15 protein-coding genes and 15 pseudogenes are annotated in these 26585 nt (G+C 72.1%); 19 read left to right on the forward strand and 11 right to left on the reverse strand.

What is annotated here, in order from left to right:
- Positions 1-213: 213 nt before the first annotated feature.
- Positions 214-738 (forward strand): MarR family winged helix-turn-helix transcriptional regulator, encoded by a 525-nt coding sequence (locus FF86_RS13495; RefSeq protein ID WP_242418717.1) that lies wholly within the window; start codon positions 214-216, stop codon positions 736-738.
- A gap of 285 nt (positions 739-1023) precedes the next feature.
- Here FF86_RS13495 and FF86_RS35730 read toward each other — a convergent pair.
- The 5 genes and pseudogenes from FF86_RS35730 to FF86_RS47785 all read right to left on the reverse strand — a co-directional run.
- Positions 1024-1308 (reverse strand): hypothetical protein (locus FF86_RS35730; RefSeq protein ID WP_206778936.1); only part of this gene is annotated, 285 nt, incomplete at its 5' end.
- A 303-nt stretch (positions 1309-1611) separates the two neighbouring features.
- Positions 1612-3387: pseudogene (locus tag FF86_RS66145) on the reverse strand (helicase-related protein); the annotation flags it as partial.
- A 697-nt stretch (positions 3388-4084) separates the two neighbouring features.
- Positions 4085-6294: pseudogene (locus FF86_RS66150) on the reverse strand (DEAD/DEAH box helicase); the annotation flags it as partial.
- Between the two features lie 182 nt (positions 6295-6476).
- The gene (locus FF86_RS13505) at positions 6477-7403 is read right to left on the reverse strand and encodes a hypothetical protein (protein ID WP_044886348.1); all 927 of its coding nucleotides are present in this window, start codon (positions 7401-7403) and stop codon (positions 6477-6479) included.
- Positions 7404-10153: 2750 nt separating this feature from the next.
- Positions 10154-10909, reverse strand: a complete 756-nt coding sequence (locus FF86_RS47785; RefSeq protein WP_277912948.1) for a GGDEF domain-containing protein — start codon at positions 10907-10909, stop codon at positions 10154-10156.
- 360 nt (positions 10910-11269) lie between these two features.
- Here FF86_RS47785 and FF86_RS13520 point away from each other — a divergent pair, with 360 nt between their 5' ends.
- Positions 11270-11491: a hypothetical protein gene (locus tag FF86_RS13520; protein WP_044886351.1), complete on the forward strand. Its 222-nt coding sequence runs from the start codon at positions 11270-11272 to the stop codon at positions 11489-11491.
- A 13-nt stretch (positions 11492-11504) separates the two neighbouring features.
- Here the strand turns inward: FF86_RS13520 and FF86_RS13525 are convergent, their stop codons facing one another.
- The 4 genes and pseudogenes from FF86_RS13525 to FF86_RS47800 all read right to left on the reverse strand — a co-directional run.
- On the reverse strand, positions 11505-12269 hold the full coding sequence (locus FF86_RS13525; RefSeq protein WP_044886398.1) for an SDR family NAD(P)-dependent oxidoreductase: 765 nt from the start codon (positions 12267-12269) through the stop codon (positions 11505-11507).
- Positions 12270-12403: 134 nt separating this feature from the next.
- Positions 12404-12598: pseudogene (locus FF86_RS47790) on the reverse strand (peptidase); the annotation flags it as partial.
- A gap of 1 nt (position 12599) precedes the next feature.
- Positions 12600-12898, reverse strand: a pseudogene (locus FF86_RS47795) (peptidase dimerization domain-containing protein); the annotation flags it as partial.
- A gap of 45 nt (positions 12899-12943) precedes the next feature.
- Positions 12944-13594: pseudogene (locus FF86_RS47800) on the reverse strand (M20/M25/M40 family metallo-hydrolase); the annotation flags it as partial.
- A 249-nt stretch (positions 13595-13843) separates the two neighbouring features.
- Here FF86_RS47800 and FF86_RS13535 point away from each other — a divergent pair.
- Complete coding sequence (locus FF86_RS13535) at positions 13844-14998, forward strand: NAD-dependent epimerase/dehydratase family protein (protein ID WP_044886353.1); 1155 nt, start codon at positions 13844-13846, stop codon at positions 14996-14998.
- Between the two features lie 55 nt (positions 14999-15053).
- Here FF86_RS13535 and FF86_RS13540 read toward each other — a convergent pair whose 3' ends face one another.
- Positions 15054-15635 carry a hemerythrin domain-containing protein gene (locus tag FF86_RS13540; protein ID WP_044886354.1) on the reverse strand — a complete coding sequence of 194 codons (582 nt, stop codon included), beginning with the start codon at positions 15633-15635 and terminating at the stop codon, positions 15054-15056.
- A gap of 374 nt (positions 15636-16009) precedes the next feature.
- Between FF86_RS13540 and FF86_RS47805 the strand changes: the two are divergent.
- The 9 genes and pseudogenes from FF86_RS47805 to FF86_RS13565 all read left to right on the forward strand — a co-directional run.
- Positions 16010-16381: pseudogene (locus FF86_RS47805) on the forward strand (amidohydrolase); the annotation flags it as partial.
- A 1-nt stretch (position 16382) separates the two neighbouring features.
- A pseudogene (locus FF86_RS47810) lies at positions 16383-16673 on the forward strand (amidohydrolase family protein); the annotation flags it as partial.
- A gap of 1 nt (position 16674) precedes the next feature.
- A pseudogene (locus FF86_RS47815) lies at positions 16675-16865 on the forward strand (amidohydrolase); the annotation flags it as partial.
- 1 nt (position 16866) lies between these two features.
- Positions 16867-17149, forward strand: a pseudogene (locus FF86_RS47820) (amidohydrolase family protein); the annotation flags it as partial.
- A gap of 338 nt (positions 17150-17487) precedes the next feature.
- Positions 17488-17916, forward strand: a complete 429-nt coding sequence (locus tag FF86_RS13550; RefSeq protein WP_044886356.1) for a nitroreductase/quinone reductase family protein — start codon at positions 17488-17490, stop codon at positions 17914-17916.
- 311 nt (positions 17917-18227) lie between these two features.
- The gene (locus tag FF86_RS13555; RefSeq protein ID WP_255355783.1) at positions 18228-18593 is read left to right on the forward strand and encodes a helix-turn-helix transcriptional regulator; all 366 of its coding nucleotides are present in this window, start codon (positions 18228-18230) and stop codon (positions 18591-18593) included.
- A gap of 52 nt (positions 18594-18645) precedes the next feature.
- A pseudogene (locus FF86_RS47825) lies at positions 18646-18951 on the forward strand (malic enzyme-like protein); the annotation flags it as partial.
- Between the two features lie 15 nt (positions 18952-18966).
- Positions 18967-19896: malic enzyme-like protein (locus FF86_RS13560; protein ID WP_242418718.1), on the forward strand; the 930-nt coding region annotated here is incomplete at its 5' end.
- Between the two features lie 273 nt (positions 19897-20169).
- Entirely contained in the window at positions 20170-21783 is a 1614-nt protein-coding gene (locus tag FF86_RS13565) for a SulP family inorganic anion transporter (RefSeq protein ID WP_370657261.1), read from the forward strand.
- 36 nt (positions 21784-21819) lie between these two features.
- Here FF86_RS13565 and FF86_RS13570 read toward each other — a convergent pair whose 3' ends face one another.
- Entirely contained in the window at positions 21820-23469 is a 1650-nt protein-coding gene (locus FF86_RS13570) for a zinc metalloprotease HtpX (protein ID WP_044886358.1), read from the reverse strand.
- A 295-nt stretch (positions 23470-23764) separates the two neighbouring features.
- Between FF86_RS13570 and FF86_RS13575 the strand changes: the two genes are divergently transcribed.
- From FF86_RS13575 to FF86_RS47850, 7 genes and pseudogenes are all read left to right on the forward strand, one after another.
- Positions 23765-24607 carry a membrane protein gene (locus tag FF86_RS13575; protein WP_044886359.1) on the forward strand — a complete coding sequence of 281 codons (843 nt, stop codon included), beginning with the start codon at positions 23765-23767 and terminating at the stop codon, positions 24605-24607.
- Between the two features lie 310 nt (positions 24608-24917).
- A pseudogene (locus tag FF86_RS62360) lies at positions 24918-25088 on the forward strand (hypothetical protein); the annotation flags it as partial.
- Position 25089: 1 nt separating this feature from the next.
- A pseudogene (locus FF86_RS62365) lies at positions 25090-25228 on the forward strand (hypothetical protein); the annotation flags it as partial.
- Between the two features lies 1 nt (position 25229).
- Positions 25230-25290 (forward strand): hypothetical protein (locus FF86_RS62370; RefSeq protein ID WP_255355787.1); only part of this gene is annotated, 61 nt, incomplete at its 3' end.
- Position 25291: 1 nt separating this feature from the next.
- Positions 25292-25652, forward strand: a pseudogene (locus FF86_RS47840) (hypothetical protein); the annotation flags it as partial.
- A 241-nt stretch (positions 25653-25893) separates the two neighbouring features.
- Positions 25894-26060: pseudogene (locus tag FF86_RS47845) on the forward strand (DedA family protein); the annotation flags it as partial.
- A 1-nt stretch (position 26061) separates the two neighbouring features.
- A pseudogene (locus FF86_RS47850) lies at positions 26062-26499 on the forward strand (DedA family protein); the annotation flags it as partial.
- Positions 26500-26585: the final 86 nt, after the last annotated feature.

Raw genomic sequence — 26585 nt, forward strand, 5'->3', positions numbered from 1 at the left:
GGCGTAGGCTCGACGTCCCGTCATGAAGTCCACCGGTGTCCGAATCCCGCCGGAAAGCGACTATATCGACAGGTTCCTCCGATGGATCCTTCGGGATCACCACGTCGGGTACCAGCGGGCGGTTCCAGTCTCCGGCGATCCGCCGGCCACCCCACGGTGAAGGTCCGACCAAGAGCCGGGACGATTTGCATCGAAAATCGATATGGTTCGCCTGTGGACCCCTCGCGCACGGCCGGCCGGCTGGATCTGGATCTGGATCTGGATCTGGATCTGGATCTGGACGAGCTGACCACGGCGATCGAGGACTTCAACTCGATCTTCATTCGGCTGCCGGCGGTCCGCCGGCTCGCCTTCTCGACCCTGTCGGTGCTGCACACGCTGGCCCGCCGCGGGCCGCTGCGCCTGACCGACCTGACGGCGACGGAGCCGCTGGGGCAGCCGGCGCTGACCAGCCTCGTCGGGAAGTTGGAGCGCGACGGGCTGGTGTCCCGCCGCCGGGATCCGAACGACGGGCGCGCGGTCCTGCTGTCCCTCACCGAGCGGGGCCGGCAGATCGTCGACGCCCGTCACGCCGACCGGGTCGCGAACCTGGCGCGCCTGGTTGACCGGCTGGACGACCAGGAACGCGCCACGCTCACCGCGGCGGTGGGCGTCCTGACCCGACTGACCGGGATCGCGGCGTCCGACGAGGCCGCCGGCCCCGCCCAGCGACGCCGGCCGGAGCCGCAAGGCCCATGACATGCAGCAGGACGCCACCCGTGTCGACCGGATCGTTCCCGCTCGCGCAGACCCCGATCCACGTGTCCGACGAGGTCCTCGACGACCTGNGCCGCCGGCTGCGACGTCGGTGCGCTNGTGAGCGTCCCCGGATCGGCCACTACACCTGGGCTGCAGCTCCACCAGTGGGCGGACGTCAGGGATCGGAGTCGGCCTGGCCGTGTAACCGGGCCCCATGTGGTCCCGTCGCATGCGTGACGGTGCCCTCCGTGCTCGCCTCGCTCGGTCGCATGAGGATTCGCCCAGCTATGGACATCCGGACGCGAGAACGGTCGCGAGGGCCTCCTTGACCAGCATCGGGCTTGCTTCCATGGTGTGGAAGTCGGCGACGACGACACGATCCGGCTCGATGCCCTCGGCGGCGAGCACGTCGACGGTCTTCGCGATGCGAGGGCTGGCCACCGCCTGGTCGAACGCCTCCAGCGGGTGTTTGACCACCAGGGCCGCCTGCCGTGGCCCGCTCGCGACGAGGCAGGACGGCGCCGGTGTGGCGACCTCTCGCATGGCCGGTTGGGCCTTCAGCCAGCCGGCNAGCGCGCGTTCCGCGCGGTCGGGCCCCGGGGTGAGCAGGCCGTGGCGGAGCACGCCGAGAAGGTCGCGGGCGATCCGCCAGTCGAGGAGCGGGTGGTAGGCCATGTTCGTGTAGTCGCGCAGGCACTGATAGCAGGACGACATGCAGTCGTCCGCGTGGCCGGCGCGCTCCAGGACAGCCAGGTACCGCTGCACGGTGTCGAGGAATCGGCCGAGCTCGTCCGCCTCGCCCAGGTGGGAGCTGAAGCCCGCCCCGTTCTCCAGGGTGTCCGCGAGGAAGGCGTAGAAGGTCTGTTCGCCGCNGCGGGCCGCGGAGTGAATGCCGGCGATGATCTCCTGCGGTTGGATGTCGAGGTGCTCCGCAGCGGCGCTGCGCAGCAGGAACGCCAGCGAGTACCAGGCTGTCCGCAGACCATGGGTGAGGTCCGCCGCGACCCGCGGCGCCACTCTGCGCAGGTTGAGCCGCAGTCCCCCCGCCGGCGGCGTGGGCGTGTACGAGCCGAGGAAGAACAGATCGGTGTGCAGGACGGCACCGAGCGCCGCCCGAGTGACCTCCCCCCTGGGCACCCGGATCCGCGGGTCGTCGAGGTGGTCGACCACCGTGGTTTCCAGATATCCACCCCAGTCATGGCCCGCGCGGGCGAAGGTGAACATCCGTCCCAGGTTGTCGTTGACGATGTAACGATCTCCCTGGCCGGACAGGGCGACGAGGTTCTGCTGTGTCGTCTCCTCCCGCAGCCGGTCGAGGTCGCTGGTGACCCGGGCGACGATCCGGCGCGGCGACCACGTGAACGCGCCGTCGAAGTCGCGGGCCGCCCCGGCACGGAATCCCAGCGGCTGGCGGACCTGCACCACCCGGTAGCCGCCCCGGCCGCACGCCGGACAGAGGGCCACAGCGTCGATGTCCACCAGCTCGTCGACATGGTTGCAGTCCATGCACAGGCCGAGATGACGCTGCTGGACGAGTGGCTCCGGCAGCGGCGAGACTCCACGGTATGACGGTTGGAAGCTGGTCACGCCGACCACCGTGTGCACCCATCCGTCCCGGACGATCTCGCTGCCAGGGGCGAACTGGGACAGTGCGATCGACAGGTCACGATCGACGACGTCGTCGGGCGGCCACGGGAACGACCTCGTCGGCCTGGACAGGTGCAGCAGCCGGACCTGCGTGGGGAACCCGAACATCGGCAGCCAGCCGGATTCGGCGAGCCGCTGGCTCAGCGCCTCGTGGCCGACCACGCGCGCGGCCACCTCGTCGATCGCGTCGGGCAGCCGCCGGACGCCGTCGATCGCCTCGTCGACCGTCGTCGGGACAGCCGCGTGGGCCGACAGGGCGTGGAAGGCCGCCGCGACCGCGTCGGTGTTCGCCGCCAACCAGCGCCGGATGTGCCCGCTGCGTGACGCCCATTCGTCGATCGTGCCGTACTCTCCATGGACGTTCGGCTGCCGACCGTCCACCCGCAGATCGTCGGGGAGGTCGCGGAACGCCTCGCGGAGGATGGTCGCGCTCAGCGAGCGCTCGAAGATCTCCCGTTGGCCCATCGCCAGGTACGGCGCAGGTGTCGGATCGTTGGTGATCGCCGTCGGGTTCTGGAAGTAGTGCTCGTCGTGGCTGCGGCCGCGGCAGACGGTCAACGCGACGGCGACCGGCGAGCCACGCCGCCCGGCCCGTCCGACGCGCTGCTGATAGTTGTAACGGGTGGGCGGCATGTTCGCCATCGCGACGCTGGCCAGCGCCCCGATGTCCACGCCGGCCTCCATCGTCGTCGTGACGGACAGCAGATCGAGCCCCTCGGCCAGCGGGATCTCGTCATCGAGGAACACGTCCTGGAAGATCGCCTGGCGGCGCTGGCGTTCGGTGCGGCCGGTCTGGCCGGTCAACTCCGCGCAGGCCAACCGGAACCGGCCGCGCCCGGTCGACGCCTTCCACCCGTAGTAATCCTCGCCGGAGTCCCTGGGCGGGCTGCTCGCCTCCTGCAGCCCGGTTCGGCACTGCGTGCAGACGAGGCTGCCCGGATGCAGATGCTGGCGGCGGCAGCCCGGACAGGTCCAGGCCGCCTCGGCCGGGCGTCGCACCACGNCCTCCTTCGGATCGACGAGGTAGCCGCGGACCGCCTTGTCCCAGCCGTGTTCCGCTCGTGCCTCGACCTCGCCGGCGTCGAGGCCGTGTGCCTGGCCGACCGCGCGCCAGAAGGCCCGCAGCCGTCCAGGCGGGCGCGAGCCCTCGTCCCGGTATCCGACAAAGCGACGCAGCTCCGCGAGGATGCGGATGCTGGCGCGGGCGATCGCTGTGGGGTCGGTGGGATCGAGGGTGAGTCGGCGGGCTCCCGGCCGCATGTCCAGCCAGCCGAGGCCGAGCGACTCGAAGTCACGGCCCGCGCCGGAGAGCAGGTTCTCGATCACGTTTTCCAACAGGTCGGCCTCGGCGCCTTCCAGACCAGAGCGCTGCGAGTCGGTGAGCGTCCCGCGGACGGCGGGAACCGCTCCCGACCACTCGTAGAACTCGTGCCATTCGTCGTCGCCGTACTTCTGCCGGGACGGCTGCGNCCCAGCGGGATTCACCCCCATGCGGACAAGCCGCTGCTGGATTTTCGGAACCAGCGACCGCAACGTCGGAGGCTCGACGAGCTGGGACTCCACCGCCGCCGTCACCGACTCGTCGCCGCTGATCCACGCGAAGACCAGCGTCTGGAAGGTGACGCCGAAACGCTGGCTCAAGCGGTCGTAGGCCGCCTTGTTCTCCGGTGTCTTTGCGCCCTGGGTCCACCGGCGAGCNGCCTCGATGTCGACTGCGGCACCGTCGTCCTCCCCGAGGATCTCGACGAGGAGCAGCCGGACCAGGTCCTGGTAGTGGCGCAGCCCGACGCCCGCGGCCATCTTGGCGGCGTCCTGCCGGCTGTCCGAGAACAGCAGAACCTTGCGTTCCCGTTGGTCGAGCTGGCCGGCCAGCTCGGTGACGAGCACCTGGTTGATCTTCTCGAAGCCGGTGCGCATCAGTCGCAGCGGCGACCGGTAGCGCAGCGGGTCGGTGGGCGCGAGCGGACGCGCTCGAGACGCACCCTTCCTGTACATGATCTCCCAGTCGGCGCCGCAGGCGGGGCAGCGGGTGGGAAACGGCGGGATCGTGCCGCGGTCGACGCCCGTCCCTCGCTTCGCCGAGACATGGAAGCTCCAGCCGGTGAAGCCGTGCTCCCCGTTACTCAACCGGCCGGTGGTCGGGTCAAGCTCACTACGCCGGAAGGTGAAGGTCAGCTCGCCGCGCTTCCAGGAGGCGTCGTCGTCGGCCTGCTGCGGCTGCGTGGAGGGCCAGTAGACGATGTAGTTCGCCGCCGTGCGGTCGACGGCAGCCTGCTCTGGCAGCCGCGTGAGCTCGGGAACGTCCGGGAACAGCTCGCCACGGAAGGTGGCTCGCTCGGTCTCGGCCGCGACGGTGAACCCGCCGAGCATGACGTCTCCGCAGCTCTGGCAGAAGACGAGTTCGAGCACGCGACCGCCGCAGTGACACCGGTCCCGCGGTTGGGCGTAGAGCCGGCCGACGGTGCGTGCCCGCCCGCCGTTCGCAACGGGGGCCGCGTCGACCAGGCCAGCCGGGTCGTCCGGGTCGTCGACGGCGGAGCAGGCTGGGTCGGTGCATGCCCAGATGCCGCTGACATTGCGGAAGAACAGGTGCGCGCGGATCTTCGGCAGGGCGTCGGCCCCATCGGCGGCGCCAGCCGTGCGCAGTGTTCCGAGCAGGCCCCGTAGCGCCGTCTGGCGCTCCGGTACGGCCACAGCGGGAAACAGACGGGCGGCGAGATCGGATGCTGTGCGGGTCACCGACCCACCGTGGTCCGGGTCCTGCAACGCGGCGCGCAACGCGTCTGGGGCGCCGGTGCGTCCGAGCAACTGGGACGCGTCCGGCGGGGTGAGATCGGCCGGACCGGCGGCGGCGCCGAGCTCGGCGGCGGCGCCGCTGAGGTCGATGGTTCTCCGTGATGGGTTGATTACCCTTCCGGCGACGAAGTCGAAGCTGTCCGCGTCGACGGCGAAGAACTCGGAAAGGAAGCGGCGATCCCGTTGCGGGTCCAGGGAGGCCGATGCGGCGAGGATCCGCAGTTTCTCCGGCCGGCCGGCGATCCCCAGCCGATGTCGGAGGTTGCGCAGCAGGTAGGCGACCTCGGTGCCGGCGGTGCCACGGTAGAGGTGCAGCTCGTCGACGACCAGGGTGAAGCAGTTTTCGGGTTTCCGGGCGAGCCAGTCCCGGGTCGTGTCGAAGAAGTTCTGGTCCCGTGCCCGGCCCAGCATGATGTTGAGCATCGAGTAGTTGGTGATGAGGATGTCCGGCGGCGCCGCCGCCATGTCCCAGCGGGAACGCATCTCGGCCCCGTCGAGCCGGGGGACGAAGTGGCGGGCGTCACCGCCGGTGCGCCAGGCCTGCCGGGCGCGTCGCTCGGTGGCGCGCAGATATCCCCGCAGCTCGGAGAGCTGCCGATTCTCGCCGGGCTCGCCGGTGACGGGGGTGGCGCCGGTGTAGCGGCCGAAGAAGAGCCGGTGGCCGCCGCGGTGGCGGTCCAGCCAGCCGCGGGCCTCGTCGCTGTCGAGCGCCCGCCGCAGCCGCACCAGCTGGTCGTCGACGAGGGCGTTCATCGGGTAGAGCACGAGGGTGCGCACCGCCGCCGGGCGGCCGGTCTCGCCCTGTCGCTGAGCCTCGAACGGCCCCGACGTCCGCCACCAGGGCACCAGCGGCATCGAGCCGCCGGTCCAGGCCCGCGACTCGGCCAGCAGGCTCGCGATCACCGGCAGCAGGAAGGACTCCGTCTTCCCGGACCCGGTACCAGCGGTGATGACCATGTTCCGGCCCGGTTCAAGCCCGGCCGCCAGCGCCTGTTCCTGGTGGATGTAGAGGCTGCGGCCCGGCGGCAGCAGGCCGCAGGCGGCGAATTCGGCGAGTTCCGGCGGCGCGCCGACCCGACGGCCCGACTCCGCCGGAGAGCAGCCGGTCGTCACATATTCGGGCCGCAGCTCGATGAGCGGCTCGGTGTAGATGCCGCCGGGCCGGTCGAGCAGGGCCCGCCGCTCGCTCGCCAGCCGGTCGTCGGCCAGACCGAACGGCGTGTCGTAGTACCGCAGGTAGGCGCTGCGCAGCGCGTCGAACGTGCCGTAGACATCGAGCCCGGACCGNCCGCCGTTCATGCACACACCTTCAGAGTCGAGGACAGTGATGTCGCGATGCGATCGGCGACGTTGCGCGGCACACCGTCGTACATCACCTGGCCAGGTGTCCGGTCGAGGACGGGCGGAAGCCCTGTGCACAACACGGCGATCCGCCGGTGCGCGAGCGGCAGCGGCATCCCGCTGTCGACGGACAGCACTCCGACCGCGCCGTCGCCCTTCCCTTCCTCGAACTCCCAGCGCAGTGGTTGGCTCGTTTCGCCGCCCACGAGATACCTGCCTTCGGCCGGGGTGGTCCAGAACCACCGGTCGCCGCGGCAGAGGAGGTATTCCTTGGCTGTGCCGTAGGTCTCCCGCTGGTAGAGGCCGTCGCCGAGGTGACGGCGGTCGGCAGCCTGGAAGGTCATCGTCCGGCGGTTCCAACGGGCCATCGGCGGTCCCTGGCGCCCCGGTGGCTCCGCCGGCCTCCCCGGTTCCACCGCACGCAGGGTCGCGCTGCGCCGGACCGCCGCGTCGGGCTCAAGGGGCAGGCCGCCACGGGCCGCCGCCGCAGACAGCCGCTGGTCGTCCTCATAGACCAGCCACCAGGTGGACGGCATGGGAAGCTGGCCCCGGCTGTCGTTGCGGTGGACGACAACCCGTACGCCCGCCCCCATAGCGGCCTCGAGCTGCGCCTCGCGGACCACTCCCGTAAACAGGGCGACGCTCTCGCGACCGGGGAGTGTGGCCAGCCCCGAAGGCTGTGCCTCCCATTGGCGTTGACGCCAGTCGACCGCGAGAACACCCAGTTCGTTCATGGTCAGAACCAGCCGGCGCGCGCGGGTGAGGTCCGTCGGGTCGACCCGGTCGCCCGCGTACCAGGCGATGGTCCGGTACAGGGAGGCAAGCGACCCGCCTTGGCGATCTGCCAACCAGGCGAGAAGAACATCCGGATCGAACGTCACCGTGTCTTCCAGCCAACCTCGTGAGTGATCATGCTTCGATGGTTGAGGACGGCCTGCTGGTAGCGCCGCCAGGCCTGCTCGTGCGGCTGGCCGGCCTGGCTCGAGAGCACGAAGTGCGCCCATGCCTGCGCGTCGGCGGCCGTGAGGCGGCCGATGTTCGGGGAGTCGTCACGTAGCTGGCGGACGATCGTGCTCGATCCGGCCGCCGCCAGCCACACCGCCTCCCGCGGCGGGATGACTCGGTAGCTGAAGGCCCGCAGGGTGGTGCCCCGCCGCGTCCACCACCGGGGCGCGGCCGGTTCTCCGACGGGGGTCACGTGCCCGTCAACGTGGAGGAAGTACACCTTCGCTCCGTGCGGAACCGTCAGCGACCGGCCCGAGCCGGCGGGCAACCCCTCGATGTCGCCGGCGGTGGTCGGACACTGCGGCGGGTGCAGCGTGAACCGCCGGGTGAACCCGCCCGCTTGCACGGTGTAAGTGCCCTCGGCGAGACCGAGCGACCGGAGCCGGATGACTCGGCCGGTCGGCGGGGGGCGTAGGCGTCGCCCGTTGAGCAGGACCGGGGCCGCGGTGTCGAACCCCGCGGGCAGCGCAACGTCGGGGGGACCCTCGAGGAGGTAGCGAGACCCTCGCGCGCCCTCGCCACTCTCCCGGCCGATCCGCAGCCCGCCGACCAGTCGCAGCCGCGGCGAGGCCCGCACCGCCACACCGATCCCAAGCCGATCGAACACGGCGGTCGCCGCCGCAGCGTCGGTAAACAGCACGTCCCNCAGCACATGCCAACCCGGGAACGGGCCCTGCTCAGGGTCGACGTCGCCCACCGCGGCGCGCACCGCGTCCACCACGGCGCCGAGCCGATCGTCGCGCACGACGAACAGCAGCGGCTCGTCGGTGTCGACCGCGTCGCCGGCGACCCATGCGCCGGCCGCGTCGTCCTCGGCTGCGACCAGCAGGTCGCGAGGGCGTTGGGCGATACGCAGCCGGGTGCCGGTCGCCGTCAGGCCCCGTACCAGCGCCGTCTCCACCGCAGGCAGATCGCCGGTGAGGGTGTAGGAGGTCAAACCGGGCTCGGCGCGCACGGTGAGACTCCAACCGGCGCCGGTCAGCGCGTCGCCGTCGACACCGTCGACGATCGGTGCATGCCAGCCGGCCTCCCAGTTCCCCCAGTCGGCGTCGACGAATTTCGGTTGCAGGACCAGCCCGAGCCGTCCCGCCTCCATGGCCTGGCCGGGTACCTGGACCGGGATCGTCGGCCGGTGCGACGAGCCCGCCACCGCCGCGAGGATCCCGCCCAGAATCTCGTCCCGGTCCGATCGGGCGGTGGCGAGCGCTTCCTGCAGCGGAGGGGAGAGTCGCCCCGTGTCGAGTCCCTCCCAGCGACGCAGGGCCGAAACGAGTTCCGCCAGCGCCGCCGCCACCGCGGACCGCCCGAGCGGTGAACGGAAGAAACGCTCCAGTTCCGGCAGGTCACGTTCCCGGACGATGGCCTGGGACAGCGCAAGCACGATCCACGACTGGCTGCCTTTGCGGCGCCCGACGTCGGGAAAGGTGACGATGCCCCGCGCGCCGTCCTGCTCGCGCATCCACCCGCCGAGGATCTCCCAGTGAGCGGGGATCTGCTCATAGCTCATCCGCAGCCGCCGCAGGCTCTCCTGCTCGGTGCTGCGCGGCATGGGCAGACATTCGACGAGCCGCTGGTAGTAGTTGCTGGACCATACCCGGCCCTCGCGACGCATCAGGGTGCCGGCGAGCACGCAGACGGCGAGGAGCGGCAGGCAGGGCGGCGGCTGCACGCGCGTTCCCCGTTTCCAGGCCGACACGGTACGGAAGATGCCGTCGAAGATGTCGTACCGGTGATACCAGTCGAGCCGCGCCTGGACGGCTTCGACGAGATCCGGACCGTCCGGTCCGCGCAGCGCCTTCGCCTTGTCGTTGTCGACATAGAGGACGACCGGCCGGCCGGCCGCGCTCGGTCCGAAGAATTCCTCCGCAAGCCGGTCCTGCCACCACTGATACGGGTCCATCTACGGCCTCTTCCTCCCCCGGGACATCAGCCACGCACCGGCACCCGAAGCCGGGCAGGTGACATGCACCGCCGCGCAACGGCCGACCCCAACCAGTCCGACCATCACCTCTCATCATATTCCTCGTACGTTCCATTGCCGTTCATGCCTCGTCGGACAGCCCTGACCGGGCTCCCCGGTCACAGGTCCACGTTTCCGGCCGGCCGGCCCGGAACCCGATGCCGCGTCCCGCCGTCGTGAGACGCCGNCGTCGACAACCCACCCCGGCCATGCCCACCCAGACGGATCGTCTCCGCGGGGGTGCCGGTGGATCGTCTCCGCGGCGGCACGGAGCCCCGCCGCACCGACTGGTCTCATGGCATGTCCTCCGCCCCGACGCCGACGGCACACCCCCAGACCCCAGGTGCCGTGGCGCCGCACAGGTGCGCAGGTTTCCGCCTACACCGTTTCCGTGCGTCCCTTGTCGACGACGGATTCATCGGCGGAGAGTATCCGGCGGGAAGGAGCTCTCGACGGGAACGTGACCACCCGTCCCGATACTTTTTCAATCACCCGCCCAAGCGATCCCGCGAACTGGTCACCCAGATTCCCGGTCTCGTTGATGAGCCATCCCTGCGGGAACTCGACGAGATTCCGTGGACGGTCCGGGTCATCACTTTCGCGACCGAGAAGTGCGGAGGCTATCTCGCGAGCGCCCCGCAAACGATGGCAGCGGAGCCGGCCGGCCTAGCGTTGCCGGAGCCGACCCGTCTCACGCTCTGGCGCCGCGAGGCGGGGCCTGCGGCGGGTGGCCGGGGTGCGCAGGGACTCGTCGAACAGGACGCGACAATTGCGTCCCCGCCGCTTCGCCGCGTACATGGCGATGTCGGCGGCGTGCAGGATCGCGCGGGGGTCGGTCAACCCCGGGGCGGACACCGCCACGCCGATGCTCGAGGTGACCGGGGGGCCGTCCGACGGCGCGCGCACGGCGGCGGTTTCGACGATGCGGTCGGCGATCCCCAGCACGGACTCAGCCGAGGTGATCCCCTCGCACAGCACGGCGAACTCGTCGCCGGCGAGCCGGGCGACGGTGTCGCCGGGGCGCACGGCCCGCCGCAACCGCGTCGCCACCTCACGCAGCACCAGGTCGCCAGCCTGATGGCCGGCCAAATCGTTAACGGCCTTGAAGCCGTCGAGGTCGACGAAGAGCAGCCCGACCCGGTCCTGCCATCCGCCTGCCTCGGCCCGGGCGAGGGCCCGGCCAAGCCGGTCGAGGAACGACACTCGGTTCGGCAGGCCGGTGAGCCCGTCGCGCAGCGCGCGGCGGCGGGCGCGCGCCGCCCGCGCCGCCTCGAAGCCGCGCGCCGACACGACGGCGGTCGAGATCTGGCCGGCGACCAGGGCGACGAAGTCACGGTAGTCGCCGTCGAGCGCGAGCCGGTCGCTCAGGCCGGCCAGGAGCAGGCCGATCGGGTGGCCGTCGCGGCCGTTGGCGAACGGCACCGCCAGCGCTGACCTCGACGGCGCCGACCTCGCCAGCGCCGACCTCGACGGCGGCGAGCCCGATGACGGCAAGCCCGATGACGGTGTCACGCGCCGTGACAGCACTGTCGGAACGCGGATGCGTTGCCACGCTCGCTCGCGTCCTCGTCCTCGTGGCCGTTCGACCACTCCCCTCGCCGGCCGGTCCCGGTCGCTCGGCGGCCCAGGGCCGACCCTGCGGGCAGGCCGCGACCGCGTCACCGTCGGGCGGCCCTGACCTGTCACCGGCGACGCTCCTGTCCCGATCGCCCGCGCTCTCCCCGAGATTGCCGTCGCCCGCGGCGGCAAACCCCACCCCGATCCGCGTCGCGCCCGATTCACGTGGGGAGAACGGAGGGCCGGTCGGCGTCAGTTGCTGCCACCCGCCAGCTCGCCAGCGGTCCCCGCGAGACGCCGGGACGGCTCGTCGCGAGCAGCCGCAAGCTGCGCTTCCTCGGCCGCACCGGCGGCGGCAGGTACCGGGTCGACGATCCGGAGTACGTCGCCGCGGTGCTGTCCGGCGCGCTCAGGAAACGCGCTCAGGACAAAGGTGCCCGCATCTGAGCTTGTCGGGGCGTCAGCGCATCATCAGGGTGCCGCCGTCGACCGGGAAGATCTGGCCGGTCATGAAGCGGGCGCCGTCGCTGGCGAGGAAGGCGAGGACGGGGACGAAGTCGCGCTGGACGTCGCCGAGCTTCCCGCCGATCGGGATGCTGCGCGCCAGGTCGGCGTCGTGCGCGGCGAGCTGCTCGGCGGTCATCGAGGCGCGGGTCCGCTCGTACATCGGCGTCACGATCGCGGGGGCGACCGCGTTCACGGTGATGCCCTGCTTGGCCCACTCGACCGCCACGGTGCGGGTCCACGCGACGACGGCACCCTTGCTGGCGGCGTAGGCGGCCTTGTTCGGGTAGCCGAGCACGCCGGCGGCGGAGGCGAAGTTGATGATCTGGCCGCCGTGCTCGTGCAGGTGGGCGAACGCAGCCTGGTTGGTGAGCAGGGTGCCGGTGGCGTTGACCGCGAGGATCTTGTTCCAGTGGTCGAGGGAGAGCTCGGCGGCCGGTGCGGCGGGGGCGATGCCGGCGGCGTGGATGAGGACGTCCAGGCCGCCGAGGTGGGCGACCGCCTTCGCGAAGGCGGTGTCGACCGATTCGGGGTCCGTGACGTCGCAGGGGACGAAGCGGGCGCCGGCCTGCGCGGCGATCTGCTCGCCGGGATCGACGGTGATGTCGAGGGAGACGACCTGCGCGCCGAGACCGGGCAGCGTCTGCACGAGCCCCGCGCCCATCCCGCTGGCCCCGCCCGTGATCACTATGCGCCGCGCGTCAAGCCTGACCGCTGCCATGAAGCCGCCTCCCGCGTCCGTCCACACCGGTCGTCCGGTCAACGCGGCCGCCTGGTCCGACGCACAGCCCGGCCAGCGACACATCCCGGACGTTTCCTCTGGACGCTACTCCGCGCCTACCCGCACGCGGCGGATCAGCGGCCCTCGCGCCCGCCCGCGGCCAGGTGGGCGAAGTAGTGGGCGAACATCTTGGTGCCGCCGGCGGCCTGGGTCCAGTCGTAGTGCTCGTTCGGCGCGTGATAGCCGTGGCTGGGCAGGCTGAGGCCGAGCAGGATCACGGGGGCCTTCAGGTAGCGGTCCATGGTGAGCACGGCACCGATCGAGCCGCCNTCGCGGACGAACGCGGGGGTGACGCCGAAGGCGTACTCGACGGCCGCGCGGGCGGCGTCGGCGTGCGGGCCGGTGCGGGGGCCGAGGTAGGCGGGCAGGGCGGCCTCGAGCTCGACCTGGGCGTCCGGATGGCGGCGCTGGATGAAGTCGCGGACCAGCTCGAACACGGCATGGGGGTCCTGATGGGGAACGATGCGGGAGCTGAGCTTGACGCCGGCGCGCGGCGGGATCACGGTCTTCACTCCCGGGCCGGTGTAGCCGCCGGTGAAGCCGTGTACCTCGAACGTCGGCTCGCCCATGATCCGCGCCAGGACGGAGCGGACGTCGGTGGTGCGCAGCGAGGNCAGCCCGTGCATCGCCATGAAGGTGGCGACGTCGAAGCCGGACGCGACGAAGCTGTCGATCTCCTCGTCGGTCACCGGCGCGGCGGCGTCGGTGAAGCCGGGGATGAGCACGCGCCCGGTCACCGGGTCGAGGCACTCCGCCACGATCTGGGCGAGTTCGGCCAGCGGGTTGCGGGCCGGCCCGCCGGTGAGGCCGGAGTGGGTGTCGTTGGTGCCGGTCTCGATGGTCACCTCGAAGGTGACCAGGCCGCGCAGGCCGTAGTCGATGGCGGGCCGGCCGGCGGCGATCCAGACCGTGTCGGAGACGAGGACGGAGTCGGTGGCCAGCCGCGGCAGTTCCTGGCGGACGAAGGCCTCGAAATGGGGGCTGCCGATCTCCTCCTCCAGCTCCCAGACGAAGGCGATGTTGACCGGCAGCTCCTGGGCGATGGCGAACTGGGCGGCCTGCAGCGCGGTGAGCGCGGGGCCCTTGTCGTCGGTGCTGCCGCGACCGGCGTAGCGGTCCCCGGAGATGGTCAGGCGGAACGGCTCGGTGTCCCACTGCGCCGGGTCGGCGGGCTGGACGTCGAGATGGTTGTAGATCGTGACGGTGGGGCAGTCGGAACCGGCGATGTACTCGCCGTGGACGACGGGATTGCCGGACGTGGGCACGATCCGGGCGGCGAGGCCGGCGTCCGTCAGCAGCGTCGCGGCAAGGTCGGCCGTGCGCCCGATGTCGGGCTGGTGGGCGGGATCGGCGCTGACGCCGGCAATCCCGNCGAGGCGGGTGAGCCGATCCTCGAACTCGGGACGGCGGGCGGTGAGGTAGTCATCGAGCTGAGCGAGAGCGTCGGCCACGACGCGATCGTACGGACAGGTTCTGGCACGGGTTGATGGCCGCGGGCGGGGCACGGGAACAGGATGCGCATCGCCATCGTCGGAGCGTCCGGCAACATCGGTTTTCACCTGGTCCGCGAGCTGGCGGCCGACCGGCGGGTCGAGGAGGTCGTCGCGATCGCCCGCCGCCCGCCGCCCGGTTCCCCGTCCCGCGGTCGCCCGTCCCGCGGTCGCCCGTCCTCCGGTGTCCCGTCCTCCGGTGTCCAGCGGGGCAAGGTCCGCTGGCTGGCGCTCGACGTGGCGCGCCCCGGGGCCTTCGGCGAGCTGGAGAAGGCGTTCCGCGGCTGCGCGTCGGTCGTGCACCTGGCCTGGCTGATCCAACCTGAGCGGGCGACGGTCCGCACCGAGGCCACGAACGTCGCGGGGAGCGAACGGGTGTTCGCGGCGGCGCTGGCCACCGGGGTGCCGGCGCTGGTGTACGCCTCGTCGGTCGGCGCCTACCACCCCCGGGAGTCCCACCGGCCGGTCGACGAGAACTGGCCGATTACGGGGATCGAGACCTCCCCGTACAGCGTCCAGAAGGTCGCCGTGGAACACCTGTTGGACAGCCTCGAAGCCGATCATCCGGGGATCCGGGTGTCCCGCCTGCGCCCGGCGATCGTGCTGTCCGCCGCCGCGGCGCAGTCGCAGGCCCGGTACTTCCTCGGCCCGCTGGCGCCGCTCGGCCTGCTGCGCCTCCTCGGCGCCGGCGAGGGTCGGCTGCCGGTCGTCCCGGCCGTGCGCGGGCTGACGTTCCAGGTGGTGCACTCCCGCGACGCCGCCGCCGCCTTCGCGGCCGCCGCCACCAGCCCGGCGGCCCGCGGCGCCTACAACATCGCCGCGGACCCGCCGATCACGCCGGAGACGCTGCCCGACATGCTCGGCGGGCGCGGGATCCCCCTGCCGCCGGCGCTGCTGCGCGCCGCGGTCGGCGCCGCCTACCGGGCCCGGCTGGCGCCCGTGAGCCCCGGCTGGATCGACCTCGCCCGCGGCGTCCCGCTCATGGACACGGGGCGGGCCCGCCGGGAGCTCGGCTGGGTTCCCGCCGTGGCCACGAGCACGGTCCTGCGCGAATGGCTCGTCGGCGTCAGCACGGGCCGGGGCGACGAGACCCCGGTCCTGCGCGGCGCCGCCGGCTGGCTCGATCACGCCCGCGGCGCGCGGCGCGCCCTGTCCGGCCGCGGCGGAGGGCGGATCTGAGACCCGCCGACCACCGGTGCGGCTACTACCTGTTACTACCTGTGGCGCAGGGCGTCTACCTGTGGCGCAGGGCGTCGCGGGCCCGGTCGACCAGCGACGCGAACGGGCCGACCGCCCACTGGGCGAGGGGGGAGCCCACCGTGCTCGGGTGGGGGTGGGTCGGCGCCAGGCTCTCGACCGCGCGCAGTTGCCGGCCGAGCTTGCGCCGCTCGTCCTGGCTGGTGGCCGCCCGCACCGCCGGGAACTCCTCGAGCTCCTCGCGCTCGGCGTGATCCGACACCGCCTGCTCGAGCGCCGCGAGCTGGCGGTCGAAGTCCGGGCCGGTGACGTCGAGCTTCTCGAGGGCGGCCAGCACCTTCGCCGCCTGCTTCTCCTCGTGGTTGCGGGCCCGCACGACGTCGGGGCCGGCCGACCGGCGCGACACCGGCCGCAGCACCATCTCCTCGCCCGTCTCGTGCACGGCGAGCAGCGCCCGCAGCTCGCCGAACGCCCTCCTGCGGGGCTCGCCACGCTGCATACCGACCGCCGCGAACAGGTCGCGGATCCGCGCGTGCTGCGCGAGCAGAACTCCCACGATGTCGTCCTCGGGCAGCGTCGCCGCCTGTGCGCGCTCCCGCTCCGCCAGCTTGATCGCCATGCCAGGTCTCCGTCTCGCTTCGGGATGAGCCGACCGTTGTCGTCCGATGGGGACGCCTCCGGGATGAACCGGGACATCCGGCTGGTCGCCGGCCGGCGACCACCGCGGCCGGCCCGGCCGGGGCCGACGGGTCAGCGCTACCCGCTCCCGCGGGCACAACACGCCTGCGCCGACCGGCCCGTGGGCAGCGCGCCGCCGTCGCCGCCGGTCCTCGCCGGCCTCCCACCTCGGTCGTGTTGCGACGCGGTCGTCAGATTCGCTCGCTCTGACGTTGTCGNCCGCCCCTTGCGCTGCTCCTGAAAATGTGACGTACTTGTCAGAAGATCGGGACTTCTCCACGGAGCGGATCGGCCGTTGTCCCCTAGGAGGATCACATGCTGCCCGCCAACGCCCAGATCGTCTCGGTAGACGATCACGTGATCGAGCACCCACGCGTCTGGCTCGATCGCATGCCCGCGAAGTACCAGGACGTCTGCCCGCGCATCGAGCGCGCCGAGGACGGCAACGACTGGTGGATCTACGAGGGCCGCCGCGCCGGCAACTTCGCCCTCAACGCGGTCGCCGGCAAGAGCCCGAAGGACTACGGTCTGGACCCCCGCAGCTACGACGACATGTTACCGGGCTGCTACCGCATCGCCGATCGGCTGCGGGACATGGACGAGGAAGGTATCCACGCGCAGCTCTGCTTCCCGAACTTCGCCGGCTTCGCCGGCAGCGTGCTCGCCGCCTCGCAGGACCTGGCGCTCNCCACCGAGACCGTGCGCGCGTACAACGACTTCATCCTCGACGAGTGGTGCGCCGCCGCGCCCGACCGGCAGATCCCGCTGATGATGGTGCCCTACTGGGACGTCGAGGCCGCCGCCGCCGAGATCCGGCGGACCGCCGCCAAGGGCGCGCGCAGCATCACCTTCCCCGAGCTGCCCGACCGCCTCGGCCTGCCGTCCTGGCACACCACCCACTGGGACCCGGTGCTCACCGCCGCCAGTGAGACCGGCCTGCCGATCTGCCTGCACTTCGGCTCCGGCGGGTCGCCGCAGTNCTCCCCCGAGGCGGCCACGACCAACTTCACCGTCGCGATCTCGCTGTTCGGCCTGAACTCCATGTCGGCGACCTCCGAGCTGCTGCTCTCCCCCGTCTTCCACCGCTTCCCGCAGATCAAGATCGCGCTGTCCGAGGGTGGCATCGGCTGGATGCCGTACATGCTCGAGCGCATCGACTACGTGTGGGAGCNTCACCGCTGGTACAACGACGTCAACACCGAGGTGCGGCCCAGCGAGCTGTTCCGCGACCACATCTACGGGTGCTTCATCGTCGACGAGGCCGGCATCGAGGCGCGCCACCGCATCGGCGTCGACAACATCATGTTCGAGAGCGACTACCCGCACTCCGACAGCAACTGGCCGAACACCCGCAAGCTGCTCACCGAGGCGCTGATCAACGTCCCCGACGACGAGGCCCTGCGCATGGTCGAGACCAACGCGCGGACGCTCTACAACTTCCCCCGCACCACCTGAGATCCCCCCGCACCACCTGAGATCCCCCCGCACCTCCTGACGGTTCGCACATACCACTCCGAGGCGTGGGACCGGCCACTCCCCAGCCGGTTCGCCGGCCGGTCCCACGCAAAGGCCCTGGCCACGGTTCTGACGTCGGCGGCGTGAAGGACGTCCCACCGCGGCGGGCCGAGGGCCGGACGTATCCCGGATGTCTGTCCGCGCGGCGAGCGCCATCGGCTTGCGACTCCTCCCGTCGGCGACGGCAACGCGCGCGCCGCGCCCGGTGAACGCGCGCTGCCGGCCCGGCGGCCGATCCCTCCCGCGCGGTTCGCGGCACCAGGAGAAAAGGCGAACCGATGAGCCAGAAAATGTTCACCACGCAGGAGATCAGCGACTTCGTCGACGAGTTCCGGGCCAATGGCGGCCGACCCGCCGGAAAGTACACGGGGGCCACGCTGCTGCTGCTGATCAGTGGCGCGGAGGCCGACGGGACGCCGCATGTGAGCCCGCTGAACTTCTACGCCGACGCCGACCGGTACTTCGTCTACGCCGTGAACCCGGGCGTCGACGAGGACCCGCGCTGGCTGCACGACCTGCGCGCGAACCCGCAGGCGACCATCGAGGTCGAGGGCCGGACGCTGCAGGTCACGGCCACGGAGGTGCACGGCGCGAAGCGCGACGAGATGTACGCCCGCCAGGCCGCCCGCTACCCGCAGTTCACCGAACTGCAGGCGGCCGTGACCCGCCTCATCCCCGTCGTCGAGCTCCTGCCCACCGGCTCCTGATCATCTCGTCACGTCTCGAACACCGCGCGCCGGGGGCGTTCCCCCGGCCGCGGCCTCGCCGAACGTTGTGTTCCGCCGAACGTTGTGTTCCGCCGAACGTTGTGTTCCGCGCAACCGCACCACGCGTCCGGGCGGATCCCCGGCCTGCGTCGATCTCCACCAGACCCGACCTGCGCCGACCTGCGCCGTCACCACTGCCGGGGACACCCTGGCCGCGACAGCCGCCGGGACACAGAAGTTGAAAAATTCTGCAACTAGCGAGATGCTCATCTCGGGCGAGCCGGAGATGAGCCCCGCCCACCGAGACGGACGTGCGAGAGGGGCGGCGGGTGACGGGGCGGGTGCCGTTGTACCAGGCGAAGGCGGAGTTCTTTCGCATGCTGGGTCATCCGGTGCGCATCAGGGTTCTGGAGCTGTTGCAGGACGGGCCGATGCCCGTGCGGGACCTGCTGGCGGCGATCGAGGTGGAGTCGTCGAACCTGTCCCAGCAGCTCGCGGTGCTGCGCAGGTCGGGAATCGTCACGGCGACGCGGGAAGGTCCGACGGTGGTGTATGCGCTCGCCGGTGGGGACGTGGCCGAGCTGATGCGGGCGGCGCGCCGGATCCTGACGGAGATGGCGGCCGGACAGGCGGGGCTGCTGGCCGAGTTGCGGGAAGCCGAGGCGAGCGCGTCGTGAGAACGGGATGCGCCGGGGCACGGCGGCATGCGCCGATGTTCGCGGGCCGGGCGTGACGGTGTCGGGAGCCGCGGGGGCGGCGGGGGTGAACGCCGCGTTCAGCGTGATGATCTGGGTGCCGTCCGGGGCGCGGCCCGTCATCGACACGGTGATCGCCGCGGCGCCGGGGCCGGTGCTCTGCCATGCGGACGAGCCGGATCCGGGGGGCGGCCGCCGGGTCACGTTGGACGCGGACAGCGGGTCGACCCTGAGCTGGCTGATGCGGACGCTGCGGGAGCGACTCGGGGCGGATCTCCTGCGCGTGGAGGACCCGGTCTTCGTCGTCGCGTCGACGGGCAAGCTCACCCAGTCCCTGTNCNCNNCNNTGACCACNGGGCACGATCTCGCGCTCCTCGACGCGGACGCGGACCGGCGGGTGATCCGCCACCTGGCCACCCACCCGACCCACACCGACCTGTTCACCGGGCGACCCCGCCGGGTGGCGCTGCTCTCCGACGCCAGCGCCGTGCTGGACTTCGAGCCGCTCGCTGCCGAGGCGGCCCTGCCAGCGGTCGAATCCCAGGCGGCCCACCTGCACCGGGCGACCGGTCTCGACGTCATCCCGATGCCCATCGCCGCCCGGGACGCCGCGGACCTGGGCCTCGCGATCGGCATGCTCGCACCCGGATTCGCCGCCACGGTGCTGGTCCACACCCACGTCAGCCACATCGACGCCGTCCGCGCCGCGCTGCGCTCCGCCGCGGTGGTGCAGCCGACCCCCCATCTGCTGCTCGACACGGTGAACGACGGTCTCGCGGTGGCGGCCGCGGCGGCGGTCCTGACGCATCTGCGCGGGCGGGGCATCGCGCCGGAGCGGGCGCGGATCGCCCTGGTGGATCCGCGCCGGGGCGGGGATCTGGCCGGGCTGCTCGTCGGCACCGGCATCCACGACCTCACCCTGTACGACCCCGTCGCCTACGGCATCCAACCGCTACATGACCTGGCCGGCCGGCTCGATCTGATCGTGGATCTCCTCGGCCTGGCGTCGCCGCCCGAGCAGGCTCCGGTGCTGCGCACCCGGCCGGAGGCGCCCCCGCCGCTGGCCCGCGCCACGTCGGGTCCCCGGCCGCTGCACGCGCTTCCCGGGTTGCTGCGCGCGGCGCTGACGGCCCGTCGCCCGATCACGTTCTCGGCCCGGGTCGCCGCCGTGCACGCGCTGGTCGGTCAGACGCCGCCCGGCCGGCTGCTACCGCCGCTGGAGCACCCGCGGCTCACTCCCGCCGTCGCCGCGGCCGCCCTGCACGCCCTGTCCGTCTCCGAGTAGAAGGTCCTCCTCTTCACGGCTTCCCGGCGTCGGCTTCCCGGCGTCGAATTCTCTGCGTCGGAGTTCCGCGGCTTCCACGACTTTCGCGGCTTCATGTTATGAAGAATCTTTCAATTTCTCATCTCATCGACGAGGGAGGTGTCGATCCACGCCATGAGATCGACCGGATGGTCCGAACGCTCGATCACCCACGTGGCCCGCGGCCGCGCGGTCGGTCTGGCTCGGGGGGCGTCGCTGCGGCGGCTGTTGCCCGGGCGAGCCGAGGTGGCGCGCATGCGGCGCCGGCCCGGCCGGGACCTGCTCGCGGGGCTCACCGTCGCCGTCGTCGCGTTGCCCCTGGCACTGGGCTTCGGCGTCGCCTCCGGCCTGGGGGCGTCCGCCGGCCTGGCGACCGCCATCGTCGCGGGCGCCGTCGCCGCGATCTTCGGCGGGTCGAACCTCCAGGTGTCCGGTCCCACCGGGGCGATGACCGTCGTGCTGGTCCCGATCGCGCACCGGCACGGCCCTGCCGGGGTGCTGACCGTCGGGCTGCTGGCCGGGATCCTCCTGCTCGGGCTCGCGTTCCTGCGCGCCGGACGGGCCGTGCGCTACGTCCCGGTCCCGGTCGTGGAAGGTTTCACCGCCGGCATCGCCGCGGTGATCTTTCTTCAGCAGGTGCCGGCCGCCCTGGGGGTCCACGCGCGCGACGGGGACAAGGTGGCCCTGGTGGCCTGGGAGGCCGTGGTGGACTTCGCCCACCACCCGGACTGGACCGCGCTCGCGATCGCGGCCGGGGTCGCGGTGAGCATGCTCGCCGGCTCCCGGCGGTGGCCTACGATTCCGTTCTCGCTGCTCGCCGTGGCCGTCGCCACGATCGTGGTCGCGGTCGGCGGCGGGGAGGTCGCAACGCTCGGCGCGCTGCCCGCCACCCTGCCCCGTCCCTCCCTTGGGTTCCTCGATCTCACCGCGGTGCCGTCCCTGGCCTCCGCCGCCGTGGCGGTGGCCGCGCTGGCGGCGTTGGAGAGCCTGCTCTCGGCCAGCGTCGCCGACGCGATGACCGTCGGAGAGCGGCACGACCCGGACCGTGAACTGTTCGGCCAGGGCCTGGCCAACCTCGCCGTTGCGCTGTTCGGCGGGGTGCCCGCCACCGGAGCGATCGCCCGCACCGCCGTCAATGTCCGCTCGGGCGCGTCCTCCCGGCTCGCCGCCCTCACCCACGCCGTGACCCTTGCCGCGATCATGCTCGTCGCCGCGCCGGTCGTCGCGCGCATCCCCCTCGCCGCGCTCGCCGGGGTGCTCCTCGCGACCGCCCTGCGGATGGTCGAGATCTCCGCGGTGCGTGCCCTCGCCCGCGCCTCCCGCTCCGACGCCGCCGTGCTGGTCCTCACGGCCGGTGCGACCCTGGCCTTCGACCTCGTCGTCGCCGTCCTGCTCGGACTCGCCGCCGCCGGCGCCCTGGCCCTGCGGCAGATCGCCCGCAGCGCCCGCCTCGAGGAGGTGCCCCTCGACCCCGACGACCATCACGAGGCCGAGTACACGCTGCTCGCCGAGCACATCGTCGTCTACCGCATCGACGGGCCGATGGTCTTCACCGCCGCCCACCGTTTCCTGTCCGAACTCTCCGAGGTCGCCCCCATCAGGGTCCTCGTCCTGCGGCTCTCCCGCGTCAGCACGATCGACAGCACCGGCGCGACCGTTCTGCGCAACGTCATCGACCGGCTCGAACACCGCGGTATCACCGTCTACCTCTGCGGTCTTCGCCCGGAGCACACCGGCCCGCTGGCCGCCATCGGACTGCTCGACCGCCTGCACGGGCGGGGCCAGATGTTCGACTCCGCGCCCGCCGCGATCCGGGCCGCCCGCGACCACCTCCACGTCCTCGAGCTCGTGCCCACCAGCGAATCCTGATCATCTCGGGAGTCGTTGCGGACTCCGGCCGGGTGGCTAGAGGCTCGTGGCGAGCAGGACACAGCCGGCGAGGAACACGGCCGACGACAGCGCGTAGCGGGCGACGAACTGCCAGCTTCGGGCGGTGTGCCCCGACGCCGCGACGATCGAGCGCAGCTCGACGTACGGGCCAGGTGCGCGCAGGAACCAGCCGGTGACCAGCACCTCCTCGTCCACGAAGGCGTCCGCCCCGGTCAGCCCGAAGAAGGTCCGCGCGCCGGGGAACGGCTGGAGGTAGACGATCGGCACGAGGCCGCTGTCGTCGGCGAGGACGAAGTCCGGGGAGGCCACGTAGCCGCCCCGCCCGACGATCCGGCCCCGCAGACTGACGGGCACGGCGCCGACCGGTCCGGCGTCGAGGCGTTCGAGCAGGCTCGCGGCCTCGTCCACGGGCTCGGGCGCGCCCAGCGGGCTGCGCAGCGCCGCGCGGACGACCAGCAGCAGCCCGCCGGCGGCGACCAGCGCCGCGACCGTCCGCGGGCCGCCGACGTCCGGGTTGTGCTGGGAGAGGGTGAAGGCGGCGAACAGGCACGCCCAGCCGACCAGGTAGATGGGGAGTTCCACCAGGAACCGGCCGCGGGCCACGGCCCGCTCCCCCGGCCGCGCCGCCGCGGCCACGCGCACCGCCCCCCAGCGCGTCGGGGCGCCCGGCAGGCCGCTGCGCTCGAGGGCGGCGATGCGGTGCACGACGAGCGGATGGGTGGCGAACAGTTCCTGCCAGCGGGCCCACGGGCTGGTGTTCTCCCAGCGCATTGCCGCGGCGATGCGCTCGGGCGGCAGTCCCGGGCCGAGCAGCCCGGCGGCGGGCAGGCCGCCCGGACCGGCGATCCCCAGCGCGCCGGTCGACCGGAGCCGGGCCCCCCGACGGGCGAGGCGGCGGGCCTGGCGCTTCTCGTCGTCGGCGCGCAGCGCGGCGATCCGCGCGGCCCGCTCGCGGCCCACCTCGTCGATGCCGTAGGCGATGCGCACCAGCGCGGAGCACAGCGCGTCGCCATCGCCGGTGGCGCGGCAGGAGGCGTGGTCGGCGCCGAGCTCGCGCGCCCGGGCGAAACCGAGCAGCGCGAGCTGCGCGACGAGGTAGGCGGCGAAGGCCAGCAGCCGGTTGACGTCGTTGCCGCCCGACCCGTTCGCCGCGCGCCCGCCGGCCGTCGCGAAGTAAAGGACCATCGGGATGAGGCTGGCCACGGTCATCACGGCCACGTCCCGGTGCGCGACGTGGCCGAGTTCGTGCGCCACGACCGCCTCGACCTCGCGGTCGTCGAGACGGTCCAGCAGCCCGCGGGAGATCCACACCCGGCTGTCGCGGCGGGTGCGGCCGAAGGTGAAGGCGTTCGGATCGCCGTCGTCGACGATGCCGAGCCGGACCAGGGGCAGGCCCGCCGCCTGGCACTGCCGCGCGACGATCGCGGCCACCGGCTCGTCGCTGCGGTAACCGTCGGCCGTGCGGGCGAGCTCCGTTGCCGGAACGAGCCAGGCGATGACCCACGGCGCGACCAGATACTGGACGGCGACGACGCTCACCCCGCCCGCCACCGCCCAGCCGAAGGGCACCGGCGAAAGGGCCGCCACCAGCCAGCAGGCGAGGACCAGGACGCCGCCCAGAACGCAGAGCACGGCAAGCAGTCGGCGCCGAACATGACCTCGCACGAGAATGTCCCCGCCAATCCCCGAGAACGGCCGGACGGCCGAAACGGATCCCAATGCTAGAAGGCGGGAAGAACCGGGGCACCCCGTTTTGCCCATACCGAGCCGGCGGCGCGACGCGCGTCGCGCCGGTGGGTCGCGCCGGTGGGTCGCACCGGTGGGTCGCGCCCCTGCGCGACGACGAGGGGGTTGCTCTCACACGCTCCTCACACGCGCTGCGTGATGTTCTGCAGGCGGTACCCTCGTCGGCTCCGCCGCGGCAGACCAGCCCCTGTCCCCCACCCGGAAAGAGCACTCGATGCGGTCGAAGTCCCACCGCCGGATCCGTGGCCGTGAGCCCCTCGCGCCCAAGGTCCCCGAGATCACGGCCCTGTTCTGGGTCATCAAGATCCTCACCACCGGGATGGGTGAGGCCACCGCGGACTTCCTCGCCGGGGTGAACCTGGTGCTGGCGGCGGCGATCGGCCTGCTCGGTTTCGTCGCCGCGCTCTGGCTGCAGTTCCGGTCGCGGCGCTACCAGGCGCCGATCTACTGGTTCGCCGTGGTGATGCTGGCCGTCTTCGGCACCATGGCCGCCGACGGCCCGCCGCTCGGCCACGTCGGCACGACGATCTTCTATGCCATCGTCCTGGCCGCGGTGTTCTACCGGTGGCAGCGCAGCGAGGGGACGCTGTCCATCCACAGCATCGTCACCCGCCGCCGGGAGACCTACTACTGGTGCACCGTGCTCGCGACCTTCGCGCTCGGCACCGCCCTCGGGGACCTGACGGCGAGCACGCTGCACCTCGGTTTCCTGCCCTCCGGCATCATGTTCGCGGTGATCATCGCCCTGCCGGCGATCGCCTGGTGGCGGTTCGGGCTGTCCGAGGTCGCCGCGTTCTGGCTGGCCTACATCGTCACCCGCCCGCTCGGCGCCTCGTTCGCCGACTGGCTCGGCAAGCCGCACGACCGCACCGGGGTCGGCCTCGGCGACGGGGTCGTCAGCGCCATCGCCACCGTCCTGATCGTGGCTCTCGTCGCCTACGTCGCCGTCACCCGCCGCGACATCCAGCGCCATGAGGTCCCACCCGCGGTCATCCCGGAGCCCACCCGACCGGAGGTCCCGCAGGACCGCGCGCTGCAGCCACGGACCGACTGGTAGCACGGACCGACTCATAGCACGGACCGGCCGGTCGCGACGCCGGCCGGTCCGGGTGGCGCCGTCCGGATGCTCGGCCGAAGCGGGCACTTTCCGGCGTCTGTGACGGTCCGGCTTCATGCTCTTCACATCCGCGGCCCCTACCTTGGGTGCATGAACAGTCACTCGGAGCACGTTCTCGGATCCCGGCGCGGCGGAGAGTGCCGCGATGGGTCCTGAGGATCCGGCGCCGGCGGCGCCCGCTCCGGCGGACGGCNCCCCGCCCGCCGGGGTCCCGGGGCAGCGGCGCCGGCCGGGCGCCGCCGCCCGAGCCCTGCCCGCGGCCAGCAAGATCCCCCAGGTCACCCTGCTGTTCTGGATCACGAAGATCATCGCGACGACCCTGGGCGAGACCGGCGGCGATCTGCTGGCCCAGACCATGAAGGTCGGCTACGCCGCCAGTTCGATCATCTTCATCGCGTTGTTCCTCGCCAGCCTGACGGCCNAGGTCCGCGCCGACCGTCTGCATCCCGGGCTCTACTGGACGGTCATCCTGGCGACCAGCATGGCCGGGACCACCATGTCGGACTTCGCCAACCGCACCCTCGGCCTGGGCTATCCCCGCGGCGCGGCGATGCTGCTCGCNCTGCTCCTGCTGCTGTTCGCGGCCTGGTGGCGCTCCGGACACACCTTCGACATCACCCGGCNCGTTACCTTCCGGGGCGAACTGCTCTACTGGACCGCCATTCTGCTGTCGAACACGCTGGGAACCTCGCTGGGCGATTTCCTGTCCGACAGCTCGGGCCTCGGTTATGCCGGCGGAGCGGCGCTGATCTGGTCCCTGCTCGCGGTCATCGCGGTCGCCTGGTACAGCCGCCGCCTCCCGACCACGCTGCTGTTCTGGTCGGCCTTCGTGCTGACCCGCCCGATGGGCGCGACCCTGGGCGATCTGCTCACCAAGCCGACGGCCAAGGGCGGCCTCGCCTACGGCACCGCCGGCGCCTCGGCGATCCTGTTCGGCGCGCTCGTCCTGCTGGTCGTCCACGGATACCGCCGGCAGGCCCGCACCNCCGCGCGGTGAAACGGACCGCCCGCATTCCCGGCCGCCCGCCTGCCCAGCCGGGAATCGACGCTCACACGGCCTTCACATCGTCGTCCCGGCAGGGTGGGGGGCGGCGGGTCGGTGATCGGTCTCTCCCGCTGCCGTCGTGTCGCCGCCCGGGTGAGAGGGATCTGTCGTGTCCAGCGATATCGCGCTGAATATTCTCGATCCGTCATCGATCGTGTCCTCCGTCGGACTTCTCGGCCTGATGGTCGTCATCTTCGCGGAGACCGGTCTGTTCGTGGGATTCTTCCTGCCGGGTGATTCGCTGCTATTTCTCGCCGGGGCCTTCTGCGCCGGCGACGCGGCCGCGTCCGGGCCCCACCTGCACCTGCCCACGGTGCTGCTCGGCACCTGTGTCGCGGCGGTCGCGGGNGCGCAGACCGGCTATCTCGTCGGCCGGCGGGCCGGGCCGCGGCTGTTCGACCGGCCGAACTCCCGGTTCTTCCGGCAGGAATACGTCGAGCAGGCCCGCGGGGTGCTCGACAAGTACGGATTCGGCAAGGCCGTCCTGCTCGCCCGGTTCGTGCCGGTCGTCCGGACGTTCCTCAATCCGCTGGCCGGCGTCGTGCGGATGCCGGTGCGGGTGTTCACGACGTTCAACCTGATCGGCGGGCTGCTGTGGGCCGCCGGAGTGACGCTGCTCGGCTACGCGCTGGGCCAGACCATCCCCATCGAGCGCTACATGATTCCGGTGTCCCTGGTGATCGTGGTGCTGTCGGCCATACCGGTGCTGCGCGAGTACCGCGCCCACCGCCGGGCGCGCACCGGGCAGGCACCCGGGGGGGTCACATCATCCTCACACGACCAGTGATCTACCATGCTGCCGGTCAGGCTCCGCCCGCCCGCGGCAGCGAGCCCGGGCCAGTGCCGCATCCCAGACCTGTGCCGCCGTTCGAA

The sequence above is a fragment of the Frankia sp. CpI1-P genome (genome assembly GCF_001421075.1).
Lineage (GTDB): Bacteria > Actinomycetota > Actinomycetes > Frankiales > Frankiaceae > Frankia > Frankia torreyi.

What these genes read in the sequence shown, in the direction of transcription:
- FF86_RS13525 (WP_044886398.1), bottom strand. Translation starts at nt 12,269, where the DNA reads ATGGCAGCGGTCAGGCTTGACGCGCGGCGCATAGTGATCACGGGCGGG.
- FF86_RS13535 (WP_044886353.1), top strand. Translation starts at nt 13,844, where the DNA reads ATGCGCATCGCCATCGTCGGAGCGTCCGGCAACATCGGTTTTCACCTG.
- FF86_RS13540 (WP_044886354.1), bottom strand. Translation starts at nt 15,635, where the DNA reads ATGGCGATCAAGCTGGCGGAGCGGGAGCGCGCACAGGCGGCGACGCTG.
- FF86_RS13550 (WP_044886356.1), top strand. Translation starts at nt 17,488, where the DNA reads ATGAGCCAGAAAATGTTCACCACGCAGGAGATCAGCGACTTCGTCGAC.
- FF86_RS13565 (WP_370657261.1), top strand. Translation starts at nt 20,170, where the DNA reads ATGCGGCGCCGGCCCGGCCGGGACCTGCTCGCGGGGCTCACCGTCGCC.
- FF86_RS13575 (WP_044886359.1), top strand. Translation starts at nt 23,765, where the DNA reads ATGCGGTCGAAGTCCCACCGCCGGATCCGTGGCCGTGAGCCCCTCGCG.